The organism is Candidatus Nucleicultrix amoebiphila FS5 (genome assembly GCF_002117145.1).
GTDB classification, from domain to species: Bacteria; Pseudomonadota; Alphaproteobacteria; order Caedimonadales; family Nucleicultricaceae; genus Nucleicultrix; species Nucleicultrix amoebiphila.
Genome location: NZ_CP008743.1, coordinates 873,165 through 889,486, shown reverse-complemented (window position 1 = coordinate 889,486; position 16,322 = coordinate 873,165). Strand labels below are relative to the sequence as shown.

The following is a 16,322-nucleotide window of genomic DNA, read 5'->3' as shown; positions in this document are numbered from 1 at the left end:
AGTTTATGCAGCTGCATCCGTTTCTGTTTTCGTATCGCGCCCATCCTTTTTAGACTTTTTCTCAGACTTTGTAGGTTCTGAAGTATGTCCAACACGTGACGGTAAACCCACCTTTTGCAGAATCGCATTTTCAATTTCCACAGCCATCTCAGCATTTTCTTTTAAAAAGACCTTTGCTGCTTCACGTCCTTGGGCGATACGCTGGTCTTTGTAAGAGTACCAAGAGCCTGATTTCTCAAGAATTTCATACTTTACGCCCAGATCAATGAGTTCACCGACTTTAGAAATACCTTCGCCATACATGATGTCAAAGTCGACGACCTTGAAGGGAGGCGCTACTTTATTTTTCACGACCTTAACGCGGGTTTGGCTGCCAACCACATCTTCTTGGTTCTTGATGGCAGAAACGCGACGAATATCAAGTCTTACAGAGGCGTAGAATTTTAGGGCATTACCACCCGTGGTTGTTTCTGGGTTGCCAAACATAATACCGATTTTGTGACGGATTTGGTTGATAAAAATCACCATGCATTTGGATTTGCTGCAGGAACCTGTCAATTTACGTAAAGCTTGACTCATAAGGCGCGCTTGTAATCCCATGTGGGAATCTCCCATCTCGCCTTCGAGTTCAGCTTTTGGAACTAAAGCGGCAACGCTGTCGATAACAAGAACATCAACGCTTCCTGATCGCACAAGAGTATCCGCAATTTCAAGAGCTTGCTCGCCCGAATCTGGTTGAGAGATCAGCAGACTATCGACAGAGACACCAACTTTACCCGCATAAACGGAGTCTAAAGCATGCTCGGCATCAATAAAAGCACAGGTACACCCTGTTTTTTGCGCTTCAGCGATGACATGCAACGCCAAAGTTGTCTTCCCCGAGCTTTCAGGGCCAAAAATTTCAATGATACGACCTATGGGAAGGCCCCCAATACCTAAATCAATATCAAGGCCAAGAGACCCGGTTGGGATGGCTTGAACCTCTTCAATTTTTTGTTGACCTAAACGCATAACTGACCCTTTGCCAAAGGCCTTTTCGATTTGACTTAAAGCGGCTTCTAATGCTTTTTGCTTATCCATTGATATGAACCCTAAATTTTATGATGGTGGCATCCTAACATGGGGCAAAGTGAAAGCGCAAATAATCCTCACCCCATGGTGATCGAAATCATCTTAAGAGCATTTCTTGCAAAAAAACAACTGGCAAATTTTCTTTATATGAGTTTAGGGCATATAAGACTCAAGACGTCTGAAAATAGGAAAGAATCACGAAATATAATGCGAAGAAGCGAGATCATTAAAACTACGATGTAATGACACATTTACTTTAAAAAATTTTAAATAAGTATACCTTAGGTATTCAAAATATTACAAAAATAAAGTTTCTTGGTGATTTTCTTTAAAAAAGGTCTACAACAAAAAAGAAAAGAAGCCGTGGGTATTTAAGGAAAAAGCTGTTCTTAAAATGAAAGAGGCAAAGGATATGGACATCAAGCTCCCAATAAATGTTGCCCTTGTAGGGTTTGGATTCTCTGGAAGGACTTTTCATGCGCCTTTTTTAAATGTTCTTGAAGACTACAATTTATGCTGGGTTGTCTCCTCAAATGCTGAAAAAGTTCAAGAAACCCTTCCCAGAGCCCAGGTTGAATCAGATTTTTCCAATGTTCTTAAAGATCCAACCTTAGATTTAATTGTGATTGCTACTCCTAATACAACTCATTATGAATTGGCTAAAGCCTCTCTTGAAGCTGGAAAACACGTTGTGATTGATAAGCCTTTTACGATTCATTCTAAAGAAGCTCAAGATCTTATCAAAATCGCTCAGCGTCAAAAACGAATTCTAACCGTTTATCACAATAGACGATGGGATGGAGACTTTTTAACCATCAAAAAACTCATCGCCGAAAAAGTATTAGGCGAGATCTATTTATATGAAGCGCACTTTCACAGATATAGACCGCTCCCTAATCCACAACGATGGAAAGAAAATGAAGGGCTTGGGTCAGGAATTTTATACGATTTAGGCTCTCATTTACTCGATCAGGCCGTCTCTCTTTTTGGTCTGCCGAGTGCTATTGATGCTGATATCATAACACAAAGGCCTGGTGCCATTGCTGATGACTACGTCCATTTAATTTTAAAGTATGGAGCAAAGCGGGTTATTCTAAAGGCTAGCAATCTCGTTTATAGTCCAGGGCCACGCTATCAACTTCATGGGACAAACGGAAGTTTCTTGAAATATGGAATAGACCCTCAAGAACAAGACCTGATTGCAGGAAGAATCCCTCTTTGTAAAACCTGGGGTCAAGATAAGGAAGAGAATCATGGTATCCTGAGTGTTAATAAACGACATACCAGGGTTCCTACAATTCCTGGGAATTATGCAACATTTTATAAATCCCTAGCTAAGGCCATTGATAATAACTCTCCTCCGCCCATTCTTGCAGAGGAGGCCTATCAAGTCATGCTTCTGCTTGAAGCGTGCCACTAACAAGCCTCTTTTCTTGAGAGAATGCATAATTCCAAGCTTGTTCAAGCACTTTTGATTTAGCTGAATTTTCTATAAATGAAGAGACTATGAAAGATGAGTTTTTATACCGCATCCACTTTATTTCTTTCAGTCTTAATTTAATAAAACAGCTTTTATGGCCATTTGACTTCAGGAGGCATAGACATCAAGATCGCTTCTACATTTCCTCCAGTCATCAAACCAAAGCGTGTTCCACGATCATAGAGTAAGTTAAACTCCACATAACGCCCACGACGTTGAAGTTGATGTTGACGTTGTTCTGGTGTCCAAGACGACTCCATGCGTCGTCTGACAAGTTTGGGGTAAATGTGGAGGAAGGCTTTGCCTACATCTTGCGTGAAGGCGAAATCATGCTCCCAATCATTTGAATTATGATAGTCGTAAAAAATACCGCCAATGCCACGAGGCTCTTGACGATGTTTAAGATAAAAATACTCATCACACCATTTTTTATATTTTGTGTAATAGTCTGGATGATGTTTGTCGCAGGCGCTTTGAAAAGCGTCATGAAATTCTTTACGGTCTTCCTCGAAAGGAACATAAGGCGTCAGATCCGCGCCTCCTCCAAACCACGATTTTGACGTGACGATGTGGCGTGTATTCATGTGAACAGCAGGCACGATTGGCGATGCCATGTGGGAAACAAGGGAAATACCACTCGCCCAAAATTTTGGATCTTGATCAGCTCCAGGGATTTCATGACGGAAGTCTTCTGAAAATTCTCCATGAACTGTTGAAGCATTGACTCCGACTTTTTCAAAAACGTTGCCGCGCATGACACGCATACGTCCGCCACCCCCTTGCGGGTGTTGCCACTTGGTTTCTTCAAAGCGTCCCGGAGTTAAGCCTGGGTGTTTTGCCGCGTGCTCTTGTTCAATGGATTCAAAGGCTAAACAAATTTGATCTTGAAGATTTTCAAACCATTCTTGAGCGCGTTTTTTTTGCATTTCTATTCTCCTTTTATAGGGTCCTTGGGAATAAATTTGTTTGCTTGAGGGCTTCACCAAGAACCATGGCCGCAGCAATGGCGACGTTTAAAGAGCGTCTTTCCGGAACCATGGGGATCGACACCGTGGCATCCATATTAGAATAAAGTTCTTGAGGAATGCCAGTGCTTTCGCTTCCCAAAAGCAATGTATCATTATGATTAAATGAAAATAAATGATAGGGGGTAGGAGATTCTGGGGTGAGAAAAATGAGACGTCCCAGAGGTCTGTTATCCATAAAGTCTTTCCACGATATGTAACGATTCAGGACGGCTAAATCAATGTAATCCATTCCTGCACGTTTTAACCCTTTATCTGTGAGCACGAAACCGCAGGGTTCAATGAGATCAATGGGTACATTAAGACAAGCTCCTAAACGAATTAAAGTGCCGGTGTTTTGAGGAATTTCAGGTTGAAATAGGGTGAGTCTCATAGCATTAAACCTTAAAAAGCAAAGAGTGATGGGGTGTTTTTTCGGAGCCAAAGCCGACATTGTTTGTGGTTTGGGTGCAGCGTGTTCACCAATTGCCAAAACCGATGACTGTGGTTCAGTTCCTTTAAATGAGCAACTTCGTGTGCACAAACATATTGAGATACTTCTAGAGGAGCTAGGATAAGGCGCCATGAAAAAGATAAATTGCCTGAAGACGAACAGCTCCCCCATCGAGTTGTGGAATCTCTAATGCTAATTTTTTGAAAAGTAACGTTTAGTTGTTCAGCAAAAAGGGTAACATTATGGTGGAAATAGCTTTTTGCTTGTTGCTTGAGCCATTTCTTCAAACTCTCAAGGTGATGTTCTTCAGGTCCATATATATAAAGTGTTTTTTCATCTGCCCAAATATGCGTCGTCGTTCTGTTTGCAAATGTTAATTGCAGCGTTTGACCAAACAAAGTGATGTCCTGGGGAATCGCAGGACGCTCTATACGTTGAGCTAACTGTCTTTTAATCCATACCTCACAGTCTTTTAAGAAATCTAAAATTTTGGCAGGTTTGATACGTACTGGCGTGGTGAGTTTAAAATTTTGACGACGTTGATCAAACTGTAGTTTTAATCGTTTGGCGCGAGGATGAGGGGCAATCATGAGTTCCAAAGGGAAGCCTTTTTGGTGCCAATGATCTAATACTTCTGGAATCATGAGAATAATCTCTTGAGTGTCGTTTTAACATAGGACCATTCTAAAGGAGGACGATTGTGATAATGTTTAATCTGTCCTTTTAAGATGCCAGTTTGATCAAAAAGACCTTCTATTCCCCACATCTCATGTTTTTCATCGAGTCCATAGCGCAAATCTAAAATTTTGACCAACTTGTCGCCATTCTCTAACCTTGTGGTTTTTCTCAAGACTTTTCCCATGGCAAACCAAATAAAAAGCTGTCCTTGGTGAGTATTTTCTAATGATTTTACTTCAGGGTCAGAAGCTTGATTTTGACATGACCAATTTATTTTTTGAGGAGGATGGAGAATATTAAAATACGCAATACAACTTTGGTTCTCTTTTATAGCAATAAGACGATGAAAGTGAGGCTGAAGAAGTGTCGGGTAAGAGTAAATCTCAAAAGTGCTCATGGAGGGGTCAGCTTTGGCTAAGGCAATGGACTTCTGATTCATCCAATAACCGTACCCTAAATAGAGTGTTGAAAGGATCAAAGCTGATACAGCTAATCCCCGCGCTAGAGAGATTTTTTTGCGTTTGATAGCAACGATTCCAGAAACAACGGCAATGAAAACAATAATACTGTAAAATGGATCGATGACGGCTACTGCATCCCCAGCAACTCTGGTAGTGCTGAAAGGAGAAAATAGCTGAGTGCCGTAACTTGTTGAGCAATCTAGAAAGGCATGACTCAAGAGAGCTAAAGAAAGAATCAAACTCCAGATAAAGAAATAAAATGGTTTGCGTTCATGTGAGTATTTTTTTCCATAAATTTTCCATAAAAGAAATCCCAAAAAAGGTCCTACAATAGGACCAAAAAATATTGAGTGGGTTATCCAACGATGATAAAAAAGACCTTCAAGAGTTCCGACAAAGGGGTCGGCGATAATATCAACATCAGGGAGCATGGCGACTAGACCGCCGACCACAATCAACCGAAGGCCTAGGGAACGAGGAGTGAAGCTTTGAGCAATCGTACTGCCAAGAAATCCGTGTGTAATTGGATCCATAATATCCTTGATGTGTTTGAGACGCTTTTTTAAATAAAATATGCAGAAAAAGCGTCTTGCTATTTACTCAAGTCTGCATTCAGATTACATTCTATGATCAAACAAGACAAAGACTCAACAAAACTTTTTGAGGGGAACGTGTCCAAAACAACGATACAAAAAATTGAAAACAATAAAAAATCTCGTAGGGATTTTTTAATTTTAGCTTCCTCTGCCATGGGTGGAGTCGGCATTGCTGGGGCGACTTGGACGTTGATTGATAGTATGAACCCAGCTGCAGATGCTCTTGCTGTAGCCTCTGTGGATGTTAATCTGGCTCCAGTTAAAGAGGGGCAAGCGATTACTGTAATGTGGCAAGGAAAACCAATTTTTATCCGTCGCAGGACCCCTGATGAAATAAAGGCGGCTGTGAATGTGAATATGAATGAACTTGTCGATCCTCAAGCTGATAAAGATCGTGTCCAAAAACCCGAATGGTTAGTCGTCATAGGGGTTTGTACGCACTTAGGTTGCGTTCCTTCTGGTCAGAAAGTCAGCGATAATCGTGGCCATTTTGGTGGTTGGTTTTGCCCCTGTCATGGCTCTGAGTACGATACCTCGGGACGTATTCGCAAAGGCCCCGCTCCTAAAAATCTTGAAGTGCCTCACTATAGATTTTTAAGCGATCACTCTATCCGTATCGGTGAGGAGGCAGTGTAATGGCAATAAAAAAATCTAAGAGTGCAAAACCGAGAAAAGGCATAAAAAAGCAATCGAAAACTGCAGCACTTGTCGACTGGATTGAATATAGATTGCCGATGTTCGGCTTTATGCAGAAGCATCTCGTTGAATATAAGACACCTAAAAATTTAAATTATTTTTGGAATATGGGGTCATTGGCAGGCATCACTTTGGTGATAATGATTTTGACGGGCATTTTTTTAGCTATGCATTATACCCCTCATGTGGACCACGCGTTTCGTAGCGTTGAGAGTATTATGCGTGATGTAAACTATGGTTGGCTTATTCGCTATATTCACATGAACGGCGCTTCTATGTTTTTTATTGTGGTCTATTTGCACATTTTTAGAGGTCTTTATTACGGCTCCTATAAAGCTCCCCGTGAGTTGCTTTGGATTTTGGGAGTTGTGATTTTTTTGATGATGATGGCCACAGCATTTATGGGGTATGTGCTTCCATGGGGACAAATGAGTTTCTGGGGTGCAAAGGTTATCACTAACTTATTTTCAGCGATTCCGCTTGTTGGAGATAGTATTGTCAGTTGGCTTTGGGGGGGATTGTCAGTCGACAACCCAACGCTTAATAGGTTTTTTGTTTTGCACTACCTTATTCCCTTTTTAATTATTGCAGTCGTAGCGCTTCATTTGATTGCTCTCCATGAACATGGTTCGAATAATCCTTTAGGCATTGATAAAAAGACACCAAAAGACAGTATTCCTTTTCATCCTTATTATACGTTGAAAGATAGCTTTGGGTTGGGTGTGTTCTTGTTAATATGGGCAGGTTTCGTATTTTTTGCGCCGAATTTTTTTGGCGAACCTGATAATTATATTCCAGCAGACCCCTTAGTAACACCTCAACACATTGTGCCTGAGTGGTATTTCCTTCCCTTTTATGCCATTTTGCGGTCTGTTCCAAGCAAATTGGGAGGGGTCATTTTAATGTTCAGCGCTGTTTTGGTGCTGTTTGTGGTGCCTTGGCTAGATCGTTCACCCATCAGAAGTGCGCATTTTAGACCTTATTATAAATGGTTATTCTGGGTTTTTGTTATGACCTGTTTAACTTTGGGATGGGTAGGATCTCAATTACCAGAAGGTTGGCCTCTTTTTATTGGACGCTTGGCAACGGTCTATTATTTTTTCCACTTCTTCGCTGTATTGCCTGTGTTGAGTCGCTTTGAAAAGCCGCTGCCTTTACCAAAAAGTATTGATGAAGCCTATGCTAAAAAGCAAGGGAGAGGCAAATGAAGTTAAGAGCAGTTTTTCTTACCCTCCTCTTTTGCGGAATATCTTCTTTTGTGCGTGGAGAAGGTCATACTCCTCCACCAAAAAACGACTGGAGTTTTAAAAGTCCCATTGGTACTTTTGACCGCGCTGCTTTGCAAAGAGGTTTTCAGGTCTATAAAGAAGTATGTTCAACGTGTCATTCCATGAATCTTGTGAGTTATCGCAATTTACGTGATCTTGGTTTTTCTCATGGGGAAGTCAAAGCCATAGCAAAGCAATATCAAGTTCCCACGTTAAATGATGAAGGAGAATCGATAACACGCCCTGCTGAATCACAAGATGCATTTGTTTCACCTTATCCTAATGAAAAAGCAGCTCGAGCAGCAAACAATGGGGCCTATCCCCCTGATTTATCGCTGATTGTCAAGGCACGTAATGGTGGGGCTGATTATGTAAAAGCGTTACTTGTTGGCTTCAAAGAGCCTCCAGCTGGAGTAACTTTAAATCCTGGAATGCATTATAACGTTTACTTCCAAGGTAATCAGATTGCCATGGCTGAGCCCTTAAAAGAAGGTCTCGTAACGTATACTGATGGAACAAAAGCAACTGTTGAGCAGATGGCAGATGATGTCGTGACTTTTTTATCTTGGGCTGCTGAACCTGAAATGGAAGCAAGAAAACGTCTTGGCATTAAAGTTCTGATTTACTTGTCAGTTTTTTCTGTAATGATGTATTTTGCCTTGAGGAGGGTACGTCGTCATATAAAATAATAGTGCTTTTAACTCTTAAATAATAAGGAGTAAGCATGTCTAATGTTGTGGTAGAAGCTGCTGAACTCAAGTGTGACATGGGGTCTTCTTCTTGTTCTCTACTTGCTATCGAAGCTGTAACAATTAATGTTACTGGAGAAATTGTTGCTCTTGTGACAGATAATGAGTTTGGAGCAAATATTGAGGGTTTTGGAACTTGTACCATTTTAAGTGCGATCGAAGAGTCAGATGCAGATTGTACTATGGAACCGGCAGGTGAATGGTTGATTGGTTCTATGACAACAAAATTTGAAGGAGAAACGGCTGTTCTGACAAGTGATTCAGTCCTAATGTGTTCTTTTGGTGGCGAAATTACCATAGAATCTGCAGGTGAAGAAATTGTGGAAGCAGAATAAGAAACATCCTTGACTGTATCCTCTCACTTTGGGATCTTTTGAAAAGTTTAATCTAATTTAGTTAAGTGTTGAAAACCTATGGCTGGACATTCCCAATTTAAAAACATTATGTATCGTAAGGGCGCGCAAGATGCCAAACGTGCCAAGATTTTTACAAAAATCATTCGAGAACTTACAGTGTCTGCAAAAGAAGGTGGAAGCGATCCTGATTCGAATCCCCGCTTAAGAGCTGCTATCATTTCGGCAAGGGAAGCTAACATGCCGAAAGATACTGTGACGCGAGCAATTAAACGTGCTTCTGGTGGAGATGAAGATCTTGATTACCAGGAAATTCGCTATGAAGGGTATGGGCCTGGTGGAGTAGCATTAATTGTTGAATGCTTAACAGAGAATCGTAATCGAACCGCTTCTGATGTGCGAGCTGCGTTTACAAAGTTTGGCGGAAATTTAGGCGAAACAAATAGTGTAAGTTTTCAATTTTCTCGTATAGGGCTCATACGGTACCCAGCTTCCGTATCAACTCCTGAGAAAATGTTTGAGGAAGCCCTAGAAGCAGGAGCAGAAGATATCGTTTCTGATTCAGAAGGGCATACAATAACGTGTGCTGCAGATAGATTGAATGCAGTTCGTGAGGCTTTACAAAAAAAATTTGGCGACCCTCAAGCGGCGAAGCTTGATTGGCGCCCAAATGTAAGTGTTCCTTTAGATGAAGAAACAGCAAAGGGTCTTTTTAAGCTCATTGATGCCTTGGAAGATAATGATGATGTACAAACTGTTGCTGCAAACTATGAGGTTGACGAGGCGATATTGACGAAGTTAACCCAATAAGGATAAGAGGGTGTCACATTCTTTAAGAATAATTGGTTTTGATCCAGGGCTCATTCGTACAGGATGGGGTGTGATTGAATGCCAAGGAAATTCTTTAAAGCATGTGGCTCACGGTACGGTCTCTCCCCCCAAAGATCTTGATTTTAGTGAAAGATTGAAATTTTTATTCGAAAAGCTGATGAGCATTCTTCAGAGTTATACTCCCCGTGAAGCAGCAGTAGAGGAAACTTTTGTTAACAAAAACCCAACTTCAACGTTAAAACTTGGTATGGCGCGTGGTGTTGTAATGTTGGCGCCAGCTCAGTTCGGATTAAGGGTTGGCGAGTATTCGGCTAATCGTGTAAAAAAAACCGTGGTGGGAGTAGGACATGCTGAAAAAGATCAAGTACTGATGATGGTGCGAAGACTTTTGCCGACAAGTAATTGTCAGGAGGTTGATGCTGCTGATGCTTTGGCTGTCGCAATCTGTCATGGGCACTTTTTGCAAACTCAGGAACGATGGGGAACAGTTGCATGATTACCAAGTTAAAAGGGGTTGTTGAACACAGATTCGAGAATGCTATTGTGCTTGATGTACAGGGAGTTGGCTATCACGTGTTTTGTTCTGCAAAAACACTCGATAAAATCCCTCAAATGGGTCATGCATGTGCTTTACACACAGACATGATCGTACGTGAAGATTTTATGCATCTTTATGGATTTTGGGACTTGGAAGAACGTGATTGGTTTCGGATGCTTTTAAGTGTTCAAGGGGTTGGTATGAAAGTTGCCCTTTCTCTTCTTTCCGTTGGAACACCAGCTGAATTAGCTCAAGGGATTGCTTCCCAAGACAAAACATTTCTTTCAAGAGCCGATGGTGTTGGGCCAAAATTGGCAGCTCGGCTTCTGACTGAATTGAAAGATAAAGTGCAATCTTTGGCTCCTGTTTACATGCATCCTGCGTTGACCAAAAAGATGGGCTCTCAAGCTGATAATATTTTTCAAGATGCAGTTTCAGCTCTTGTTAACCTTGGTTACCGAAACTTTGAAGCTGAAAGAGCAGTACAATTTGCACTTCAGAAAAATCCAGAGCATGGTACAGTAGAAGAATTAGTTCGGGTTGGACTTGCGAAATTGGCAAAGGTATAAAATTTGCAACCACAACGTCTTATAACGCCAGAAACACTTCATGAAGATTTTGGGGAGAATACGCTCCGTCCAATATCTCTTAAGGATTTTATTGGTCAAGAACAAGTCTGTCAAAATTTGAAAATCTTTATTGAAGCTGCCAAAAAACGACAGGAAGCCTTGGATCACGTTTTATTTTTTGGCCCTCCAGGTTTAGGGAAAACAACTCTATCTCAGATTATTTCTCACGAATTGGGAGTTGGCTTTAGGGCCACATCTGGTCCTATTATTTCTAAGGCTGGAGACCTTGCAGCGATTCTTACGAATTTGCAGCCACGAGACGTTCTTTTTATTGATGAAATACATCGTTTGAATCCGGCAGTGGAAGAAGTGTTGTATCCGGCGATGGAAGATTTTAAACTCGATTTAATTATTGGTGAAGGACCCGCTGCTCGTTCCATTCGTATTGATCTTCCTCCTTTTACATTGGTAGCAGCAACAACTCGTACAGGATTGATGACATCGCCTTTAAGAGATCGATTTGGCATTCCCTTACGTTTAGATTTTTATACACCTCAAGAATTAGAGACCATTGTTGCTCGTGGTGCTCGGATTCTTAATTTGTCTATGACAAAAGATGGTGTCGTTGAAATAGCGAATCGATCTCGTGGAACACCGCGTATCGCTGGACGTTTATTAAAGCGTGTGCGGGATTTTGCAGAGGTGTTGAATAAGACCAGTATTGATAAAATTATCGTAGATGAAGCCCTTAATAGATTGGGGGTTGATAAGCGAGGATTAGATAGTTTAGATAGGCTTTACTTGGAGCGTATTGCGACTGTATATTCGGGTGGTCCTGTTGGTGCAGACACATTGGCAGCTCTTCTTTCTGAGCAAAAAGATAGTTTAGAAGAAGTGATAGAGCCGTATTTGATTCAGCAGGGGTTTATTCAACGTACTCCTAGAGGACGAGTTTTGACGAAAGATGCATATTCTTACCTTGGGCTAGCTTTTGATAAAGGCGCGGTCCAAATCGATACATTAGAATGAGTATGGCTACGATTCATAAGATTTTAAAGCCTGAACCACCCTTTTACCATAAGGTGCGTGTATATATTGAAGATACCGACCTTGGCGGAGTTGTCTATCACAGTAATTATTTGAAATTTGCTGAAAGAGCACGCACAGAAATGTTTCGTGAGCATGGGTATGATATTGCAAATATTTTACACCCAAAAGGCATATTTTTTGCTATAAGGCAGTGTATTGTAGATTATCGTGCGCCGGCCTTTTTAGGGGATTTATTAACAATTCAAACGGATATCTCTCAAGTCAAGCCGACACGTATTTATTTTGATCAGAATGTATGGCGTGAAGACAAACTTTTAGCGGAAATCAAAATAATTGTGGCAACTATTGATGTTAAAAAACTAAAACCAGTGCCTTTGCCCCATGAGGTAAAGCAAGTTATTAAAGAGAAGTTGACGAAACATAGCGAGTAAGAAAGATGGAAAATACGACGGTTGATTCTGTAGCAGTTGGGCAGTCTGTACATAATACAGGCTTTTCTATGTGGGATTTGTTTCTTAATGCTGACTGGGTTGTGCAGATCGTAATGATTGTACTTCTTTTGGCATCTTTTTGGAGCTGGACAATTATCTTTGCAAAGATTTCTAAGATTAGTGTTCTCAACGTTAAGGCAGATAATTTTGAAGAAGCCTTTTGGTCGGGAGGGGCCTTAGATACTCTGTTTGAGCGCGTGGGAGCTCGACCAAAAGATCCTATGTCAGCTGTGTTTGCTGCGGCGATGCGTGAATGGCGTCGTTCCAGTACCAAGTCTCGTGGAGGTTTATCCCATGATCTCAGAGCGACACTTCAACAACGCATTGAAAAAGTGATGCACGTGACTGTAAACCGTGAAATGGATCATTTGGAAAAGCAAATGACTTTTTTAGCCTCTGTAGGCTCAACCGCTCCCTTCATTGGATTATTTGGAACTGTATGGGGAATTATGCACAGTTTTCAAAGTATTGCTGCGTCCCAAAGCACAAACCTTGCAGTTGTGGCACCGGGGATTGCCGAAGCTCTTTTTGCAACAGCCATTGGCTTGGTTGCTGCTATTCCAGCTGTGTTAGCGTATAATAAAATTTCAACTGAGCTCAATCGTTACGCAGGTCGTTTGGATTCTTTTGTGAATGAATTTATGGCGATTATTTCTCGTCAACTTGAGGGAGTCGAGTAAATGGCTGGCGGTTTTGGTTCAAAACCATCGATGAGAACTTTAAGGCGTCGTGCAAGTCAAGGTACGATGAGCGATATTAATATGACTCCTTTGGTGGACGTCATGCTTGTGCTCTTAGTAATTTTTATGGTGACGGCGCCTCTTTTGACCGTTGGGGTGCCTGTTGATCTGCCTAAAACTAAAGCAACTGCGATTGGCGATAATATAGAGCCCTTAACCGTCTCCATCGACAATGAAGGTCGTGTGTATTTACAAGAAACGCAAATGGACGTTGAAGCAATGATTTCGCGGTTGAAAGCAATCACAGAAACAAAACCAGATGCACGTATCTTTGTGCGTGGAGATCAGAAAATCCCTTATGGACGAATCATGGAAGTCGTTGGTGCTATTAATGCAGCAGGTCTTAAAAAAGTCGCACTTATTACTGAGATGCATCAGGGGAAACCTTCCCATGGAAAGAAAAACACAGGACATCCAGGTTAACATATGAAAATGCGTAAGGCTGCAATACTATCAGGCCTGCTTCATCTGGTGATTTTTTTTCTTATATTTATTGGCTTGCCTTTGATTTCGTCAAAGCGTCCCGAAATGATTTTGCCTTTAGCAGTGGATGTGGTTGAGATTGCTGATAAAACACAAGCGCCAAATCCTGTTTTAAAACCCGCGCCAAATCCAAAGCCTGAGCCAAAACCGGAACCAAAACCAGAACCAAAGCCTGAGCCAAAGCCCGAACCAAAGCCCGAGCCAGAACCAGAACCTGAACCTGAAGAAGAGCCTGAAGCTTTGGCTATTGAAAAGAAAGAAGAAAAACCAAAGCCAAAACCAAAACCAAAAGAGAAGCCTAAGCCAAAGATTGAGAAAAAAAAGGAAGTAAAGAAAAAAGAGCCTAAGAAGAAGACAGCTGATCGCTTTAATTCTATTTTGAAGAATTTAGAAGAGCTCAAAGAATCAACAGCTGACGACAAAAAAGCTGAAGAGAACGAGGAAGAAGAATCTGCAGTGTCTAACGAAGCTGGAGAAAAAGGAGATAAACTTACTATGAGCCAGCTAGATGCCTTACGTCGACAATTGGGACAATGTTGGAATATTCCGGCTGGTGCTCGAGATGCTGAAAATCTCGTGGTGGATATAAAAGTGCATATGAATCCTGATGCTACTGTGAGGGATGCTAAAATTGTTGACACAGGGCGCATGGCGAGCGATCCTTTCTTTCGAACAGCAGCGGAAAGTGCTTTAAGGGCTATTTTAAGCCCCCAATGTAGCCCTTTAAAATTGCCGCTGGACAAGTATGAGTCTTGGAAAGAGATGACTATTGGTTTTGATCCAAAAATGATGTTTTAAGTGAGTAATATGGAGATGAAGATGCAAGGACTATATAGAATTTTATTGGCATTGACGCTTATGTTCGGAGCGATTCCTCTCCAAGCAGAGATGCGTGTTGATGTGACCGAAGGAACAATGCAGCCTATGCCCATAGCCGTTCTTCCTTTTTCAGGGAACACAGCTGAAACAAATCAGATGGGTCAAAATATTGCTAGTGTGATCAGCAATGATTTGGAAAGCTCCGGACTTTTTAAGCCTATTGATTCATCTGCTTTCATTCAAAGCCAACCCTCTCAAGAGCAAATTCGTTTTGCTGATTGGCGTGCTATTAATGCCCAAGCTCTTCTTAAGGGGCAAGTACATCAAACGTCAGATGGTCGTATGCGCGTGGAGTTTCGTCTTTTTGATGTTTATTCTGAGCGTCAACTCATCGGTTATGCATTTACAGCCACATCTGAAACTTGGCGTCGTATTGCCCATAAGGTGGCAGATCAAGTCTATCAACGCCTTTCAGGAGAAAGTGGTTATTTTGATACTAAAATTATTTATGTATCGCGTGTTAAAACGGGTAAACGTCGCGTTGAACGTTTAGCCATTATGGATCAAGACGGGGCTAATCATAGAATTTTGAGCGATGGTAGAGCTCTTGTGCTGACACCGCGTTTGTCACCTAATTTGGATTTAGTAGCTTATCTGAACTTTTTAAATCGCAAGCCCAATATTTATCTGATGAAGATGTCAACTCAGCAAAATGAGATTTTGGGGCATTTTCCAGGGATGACCTATGCCCCACGCTTTTCTCCCGATGGCACTAAACTTATTATGAGCTATGCATTAGAAGGGACAAGTTCTCTTTATCTTATGGATTTGGCTTCACGTCAGGTTAATAGATTAACTCAAGAAGATGGCGTTATTGATGTATCTCCATGCTTCTCGCCAGATGGGTCACAAATTGTTTTTGTTTCTGATAGGGGGGGGAAGCCACAAATTTATGTGATGGGGACATCAGATTTATCTCCTCGTCAAATTAGTCAAGGGGAAGGAAAATATTTTTCTCCTGTTTGGTCTCCTCGAGGCGATTTAATCGTCTTTGTGAAGCAACATCATGGTATTTTTTATATTGGTGTTATGAAAACCGATGGTAGTGATGAGCGCATGATTACTCAGGGTTACATGGTTGATTCTCCGACATGGTCGCCAAATGGGCGTGTTATCATGTTCACCCGTGAAGACCGTAGTGGACAAGCCAAGCTTCACACAATCGATATTACAGGATATAACGAACGTGTTGTACCAACGCCACACGAGGCCATAACTGCAGCATGGTCCCCCTTGATCCCGTAGGGCTTTCGTTTTATACTGTTTAGCGATTGTTATGTAGTTATTGGAAATTCGATTGTTGGGTTTCCTGACATTACAAGATACCTTTAAATTATTTTAGGAGAAAAGGGAGTTATCATGCGTCAAAAATTATTAGGGGCATTAGCCATTGGTATGCTCGTTGCAGGTTGCGAGAGCACAGAACCATACAAGCAAGACACTGACATGAAAGGCAACACATTCGGTGATTGGCCTGCACCATCAGCAAGCGCTGAAGGTCCAGTGCCAGGATCACGCGAAGACTTTCAAAAGAATGTCGGCGATCGCGTGTTCTTTGATACAAACAAGTCACACATCGACAGCGCTGCTAAGACAACATTGTCAAATCAAGCAGCATGGCTGAAGAAGTGGCCATCTGTTGACGTCATCGTTGAAGGTCATGCTGACCAACGTGGTACTGAAGAGTACAACATGGGGCTCGGTCAACGCCGCGCAGCCGCAGCAAAGAAAGTTCTGCTTTCCCATGGCGTGCCTGCAAAGACCATCGAAATCATCAGCTACGGTAAGACACGCCCAGAAGATTCAGCACATACAGCTGAAGCATGGGCTAAAAACCGTCGTGCTGTGACTGTAATTCGCTAAATCACTACGATTTAGGAATTCTTTTAAAAGCTAGCCAAGTTTTCTTGGCTAGCTTTTTTATTGTTTTG

Annotated in this window: 20 protein-coding genes; 15 read left to right on the top strand and 5 right to left on the bottom strand. The window is 41.6% G+C overall.

What is annotated here, in order from left to right; genetic code table 11:
* Positions 1-3: 3 nt before the first annotated feature.
* The gene (gene recA / locus GQ61_RS04330) at positions 4-1,080 is read right to left on the bottom strand and encodes a recombinase RecA (RefSeq protein ID WP_085784140.1); all 1,077 of its coding nucleotides are present in this window, start codon (positions 1,078-1,080) and stop codon (positions 4-6) included.
* A gap of 385 nt (positions 1,081-1,465) precedes the next feature.
* Here recA and GQ61_RS04320 point away from each other — a divergent pair, with 385 nt between their 5' ends.
* Positions 1,466-2,491 (top strand): oxidoreductase, encoded by a 1,026-nt coding sequence (locus tag GQ61_RS04320; RefSeq protein ID WP_198157416.1) that lies wholly within the window; start codon positions 1,466-1,468, stop codon positions 2,489-2,491.
* A gap of 152 nt (positions 2,492-2,643) precedes the next feature.
* Here the strand turns inward: GQ61_RS04320 and hemF are convergent, their stop codons facing one another.
* The 4 genes from hemF to GQ61_RS04300 are packed head-to-tail and all read right to left on the bottom strand — an operon-like array spanning position 2,644 to position 5,681.
* A complete protein-coding gene (gene hemF / locus GQ61_RS04315) occupies positions 2,644-3,477 on the bottom strand; it encodes an oxygen-dependent coproporphyrinogen oxidase (protein ID WP_085784138.1) in 834 nt (277 codons plus the stop codon).
* 13 nt (positions 3,478-3,490) lie between these two features.
* Positions 3,491-3,949 carry a tRNA (cytidine(34)-2'-O)-methyltransferase gene (locus GQ61_RS04310; protein WP_085784137.1) on the bottom strand — a complete coding sequence of 153 codons (459 nt, stop codon included), beginning with the start codon at positions 3,947-3,949 and terminating at the stop codon, positions 3,491-3,493.
* A gap of 11 nt (positions 3,950-3,960) precedes the next feature.
* Positions 3,961-4,653, bottom strand: a complete 693-nt coding sequence (locus GQ61_RS04305) for a M48 family metallopeptidase (RefSeq protein WP_085784136.1) — start codon at positions 4,651-4,653, stop codon at positions 3,961-3,963.
* A complete protein-coding gene (locus GQ61_RS04300; RefSeq protein WP_085784135.1) occupies positions 4,650-5,681 on the bottom strand; it encodes a metal-dependent hydrolase in 1,032 nt (343 codons plus the stop codon). The genes GQ61_RS04305 and GQ61_RS04300 overlap by 4 nt, the downstream gene beginning before the upstream one ends.
* A gap of 138 nt (positions 5,682-5,819) precedes the next feature.
* On the opposite strand from GQ61_RS04300, the gene petA reads away from it, so the two are divergent.
* The 14 genes from petA (at position 5,820) to pal (ending at position 16,254) form a co-directional block, all read left to right on the top strand.
* A complete protein-coding gene (petA, locus tag GQ61_RS04295) occupies positions 5,820-6,380 on the top strand; it encodes a ubiquinol-cytochrome c reductase iron-sulfur subunit (protein WP_232317339.1) in 561 nt (186 codons plus the stop codon).
* 98 nt (positions 6,381-6,478) lie between these two features.
* Positions 6,479-7,648 (top strand): cytochrome b, encoded by a 1,170-nt coding sequence (locus GQ61_RS04290; RefSeq protein WP_232317349.1) that lies wholly within the window; start codon positions 6,479-6,481, stop codon positions 7,646-7,648.
* Positions 7,645-8,397 (top strand): cytochrome c1, encoded by a 753-nt coding sequence (locus GQ61_RS04285; protein ID WP_085784132.1) that lies wholly within the window; start codon positions 7,645-7,647, stop codon positions 8,395-8,397. The genes GQ61_RS04290 and GQ61_RS04285 overlap by 4 nt, the downstream gene beginning before the upstream one ends.
* A 35-nt stretch (positions 8,398-8,432) precedes the next feature.
* Positions 8,433-8,792, top strand: a complete 360-nt coding sequence (locus GQ61_RS04280) for a DUF4280 domain-containing protein (protein ID WP_085784131.1) — start codon at positions 8,433-8,435, stop codon at positions 8,790-8,792.
* Between the two features lie 78 nt (positions 8,793-8,870).
* On the top strand, positions 8,871-9,620 hold the full coding sequence (locus GQ61_RS04275) for a YebC/PmpR family DNA-binding transcriptional regulator (protein ID WP_085784130.1): 750 nt from the start codon (positions 8,871-8,873) through the stop codon (positions 9,618-9,620).
* Between the two features lie 10 nt (positions 9,621-9,630).
* Positions 9,631-10,137, top strand: coding sequence for a crossover junction endodeoxyribonuclease RuvC (gene ruvC, locus GQ61_RS04270; RefSeq protein ID WP_085784129.1), 507 nt, complete (start codon positions 9,631-9,633; stop codon positions 10,135-10,137).
* A complete protein-coding gene (ruvA, locus tag GQ61_RS04265) occupies positions 10,134-10,748 on the top strand; it encodes a Holliday junction branch migration protein RuvA (RefSeq protein ID WP_085784128.1) in 615 nt (204 codons plus the stop codon). Before ruvC ends, ruvA begins: the two co-directional genes overlap by 4 nt.
* Before the next feature lie 3 nt (positions 10,749-10,751).
* The gene (gene ruvB, locus GQ61_RS04260) at positions 10,752-11,777 is read left to right on the top strand and encodes a Holliday junction branch migration DNA helicase RuvB (RefSeq protein WP_085784127.1); all 1,026 of its coding nucleotides are present in this window, start codon (positions 10,752-10,754) and stop codon (positions 11,775-11,777) included.
* A 2-nt stretch (positions 11,778-11,779) separates the two neighbouring features.
* Positions 11,780-12,229: a tol-pal system-associated acyl-CoA thioesterase gene (ybgC, locus tag GQ61_RS04255; protein ID WP_198157415.1), complete on the top strand. Its 450-nt coding sequence runs from the start codon at positions 11,780-11,782 to the stop codon at positions 12,227-12,229.
* A 5-nt stretch (positions 12,230-12,234) separates the two neighbouring features.
* Complete coding sequence (tolQ, locus tag GQ61_RS04250; RefSeq protein ID WP_085784125.1) at positions 12,235-12,969, top strand: protein TolQ; 735 nt, start codon at positions 12,235-12,237, stop codon at positions 12,967-12,969.
* Positions 12,970-13,452 carry a protein TolR gene (gene tolR, locus GQ61_RS04245; RefSeq protein WP_085784124.1) on the top strand — a complete coding sequence of 161 codons (483 nt, stop codon included), beginning with the start codon at positions 12,970-12,972 and terminating at the stop codon, positions 13,450-13,452. It abuts the gene before it with no gap.
* 3 nt (positions 13,453-13,455) lie between these two features.
* Complete coding sequence (gene tolA, locus GQ61_RS09165) at positions 13,456-14,310, top strand: cell envelope integrity protein TolA (RefSeq protein ID WP_198157414.1); 855 nt, start codon at positions 13,456-13,458, stop codon at positions 14,308-14,310.
* Positions 14,311-14,331: 21 nt separating this feature from the next.
* The gene (gene tolB, locus GQ61_RS04230; RefSeq protein WP_198157413.1) at positions 14,332-15,636 is read left to right on the top strand and encodes a Tol-Pal system beta propeller repeat protein TolB; all 1,305 of its coding nucleotides are present in this window, start codon (positions 14,332-14,334) and stop codon (positions 15,634-15,636) included.
* Between the two features lie 114 nt (positions 15,637-15,750).
* Positions 15,751-16,254, top strand: a complete 504-nt coding sequence (gene pal, locus GQ61_RS04225; RefSeq protein ID WP_085784121.1) for a peptidoglycan-associated lipoprotein Pal — start codon at positions 15,751-15,753, stop codon at positions 16,252-16,254.
* Positions 16,255-16,322 lie beyond the last annotated feature (68 nt).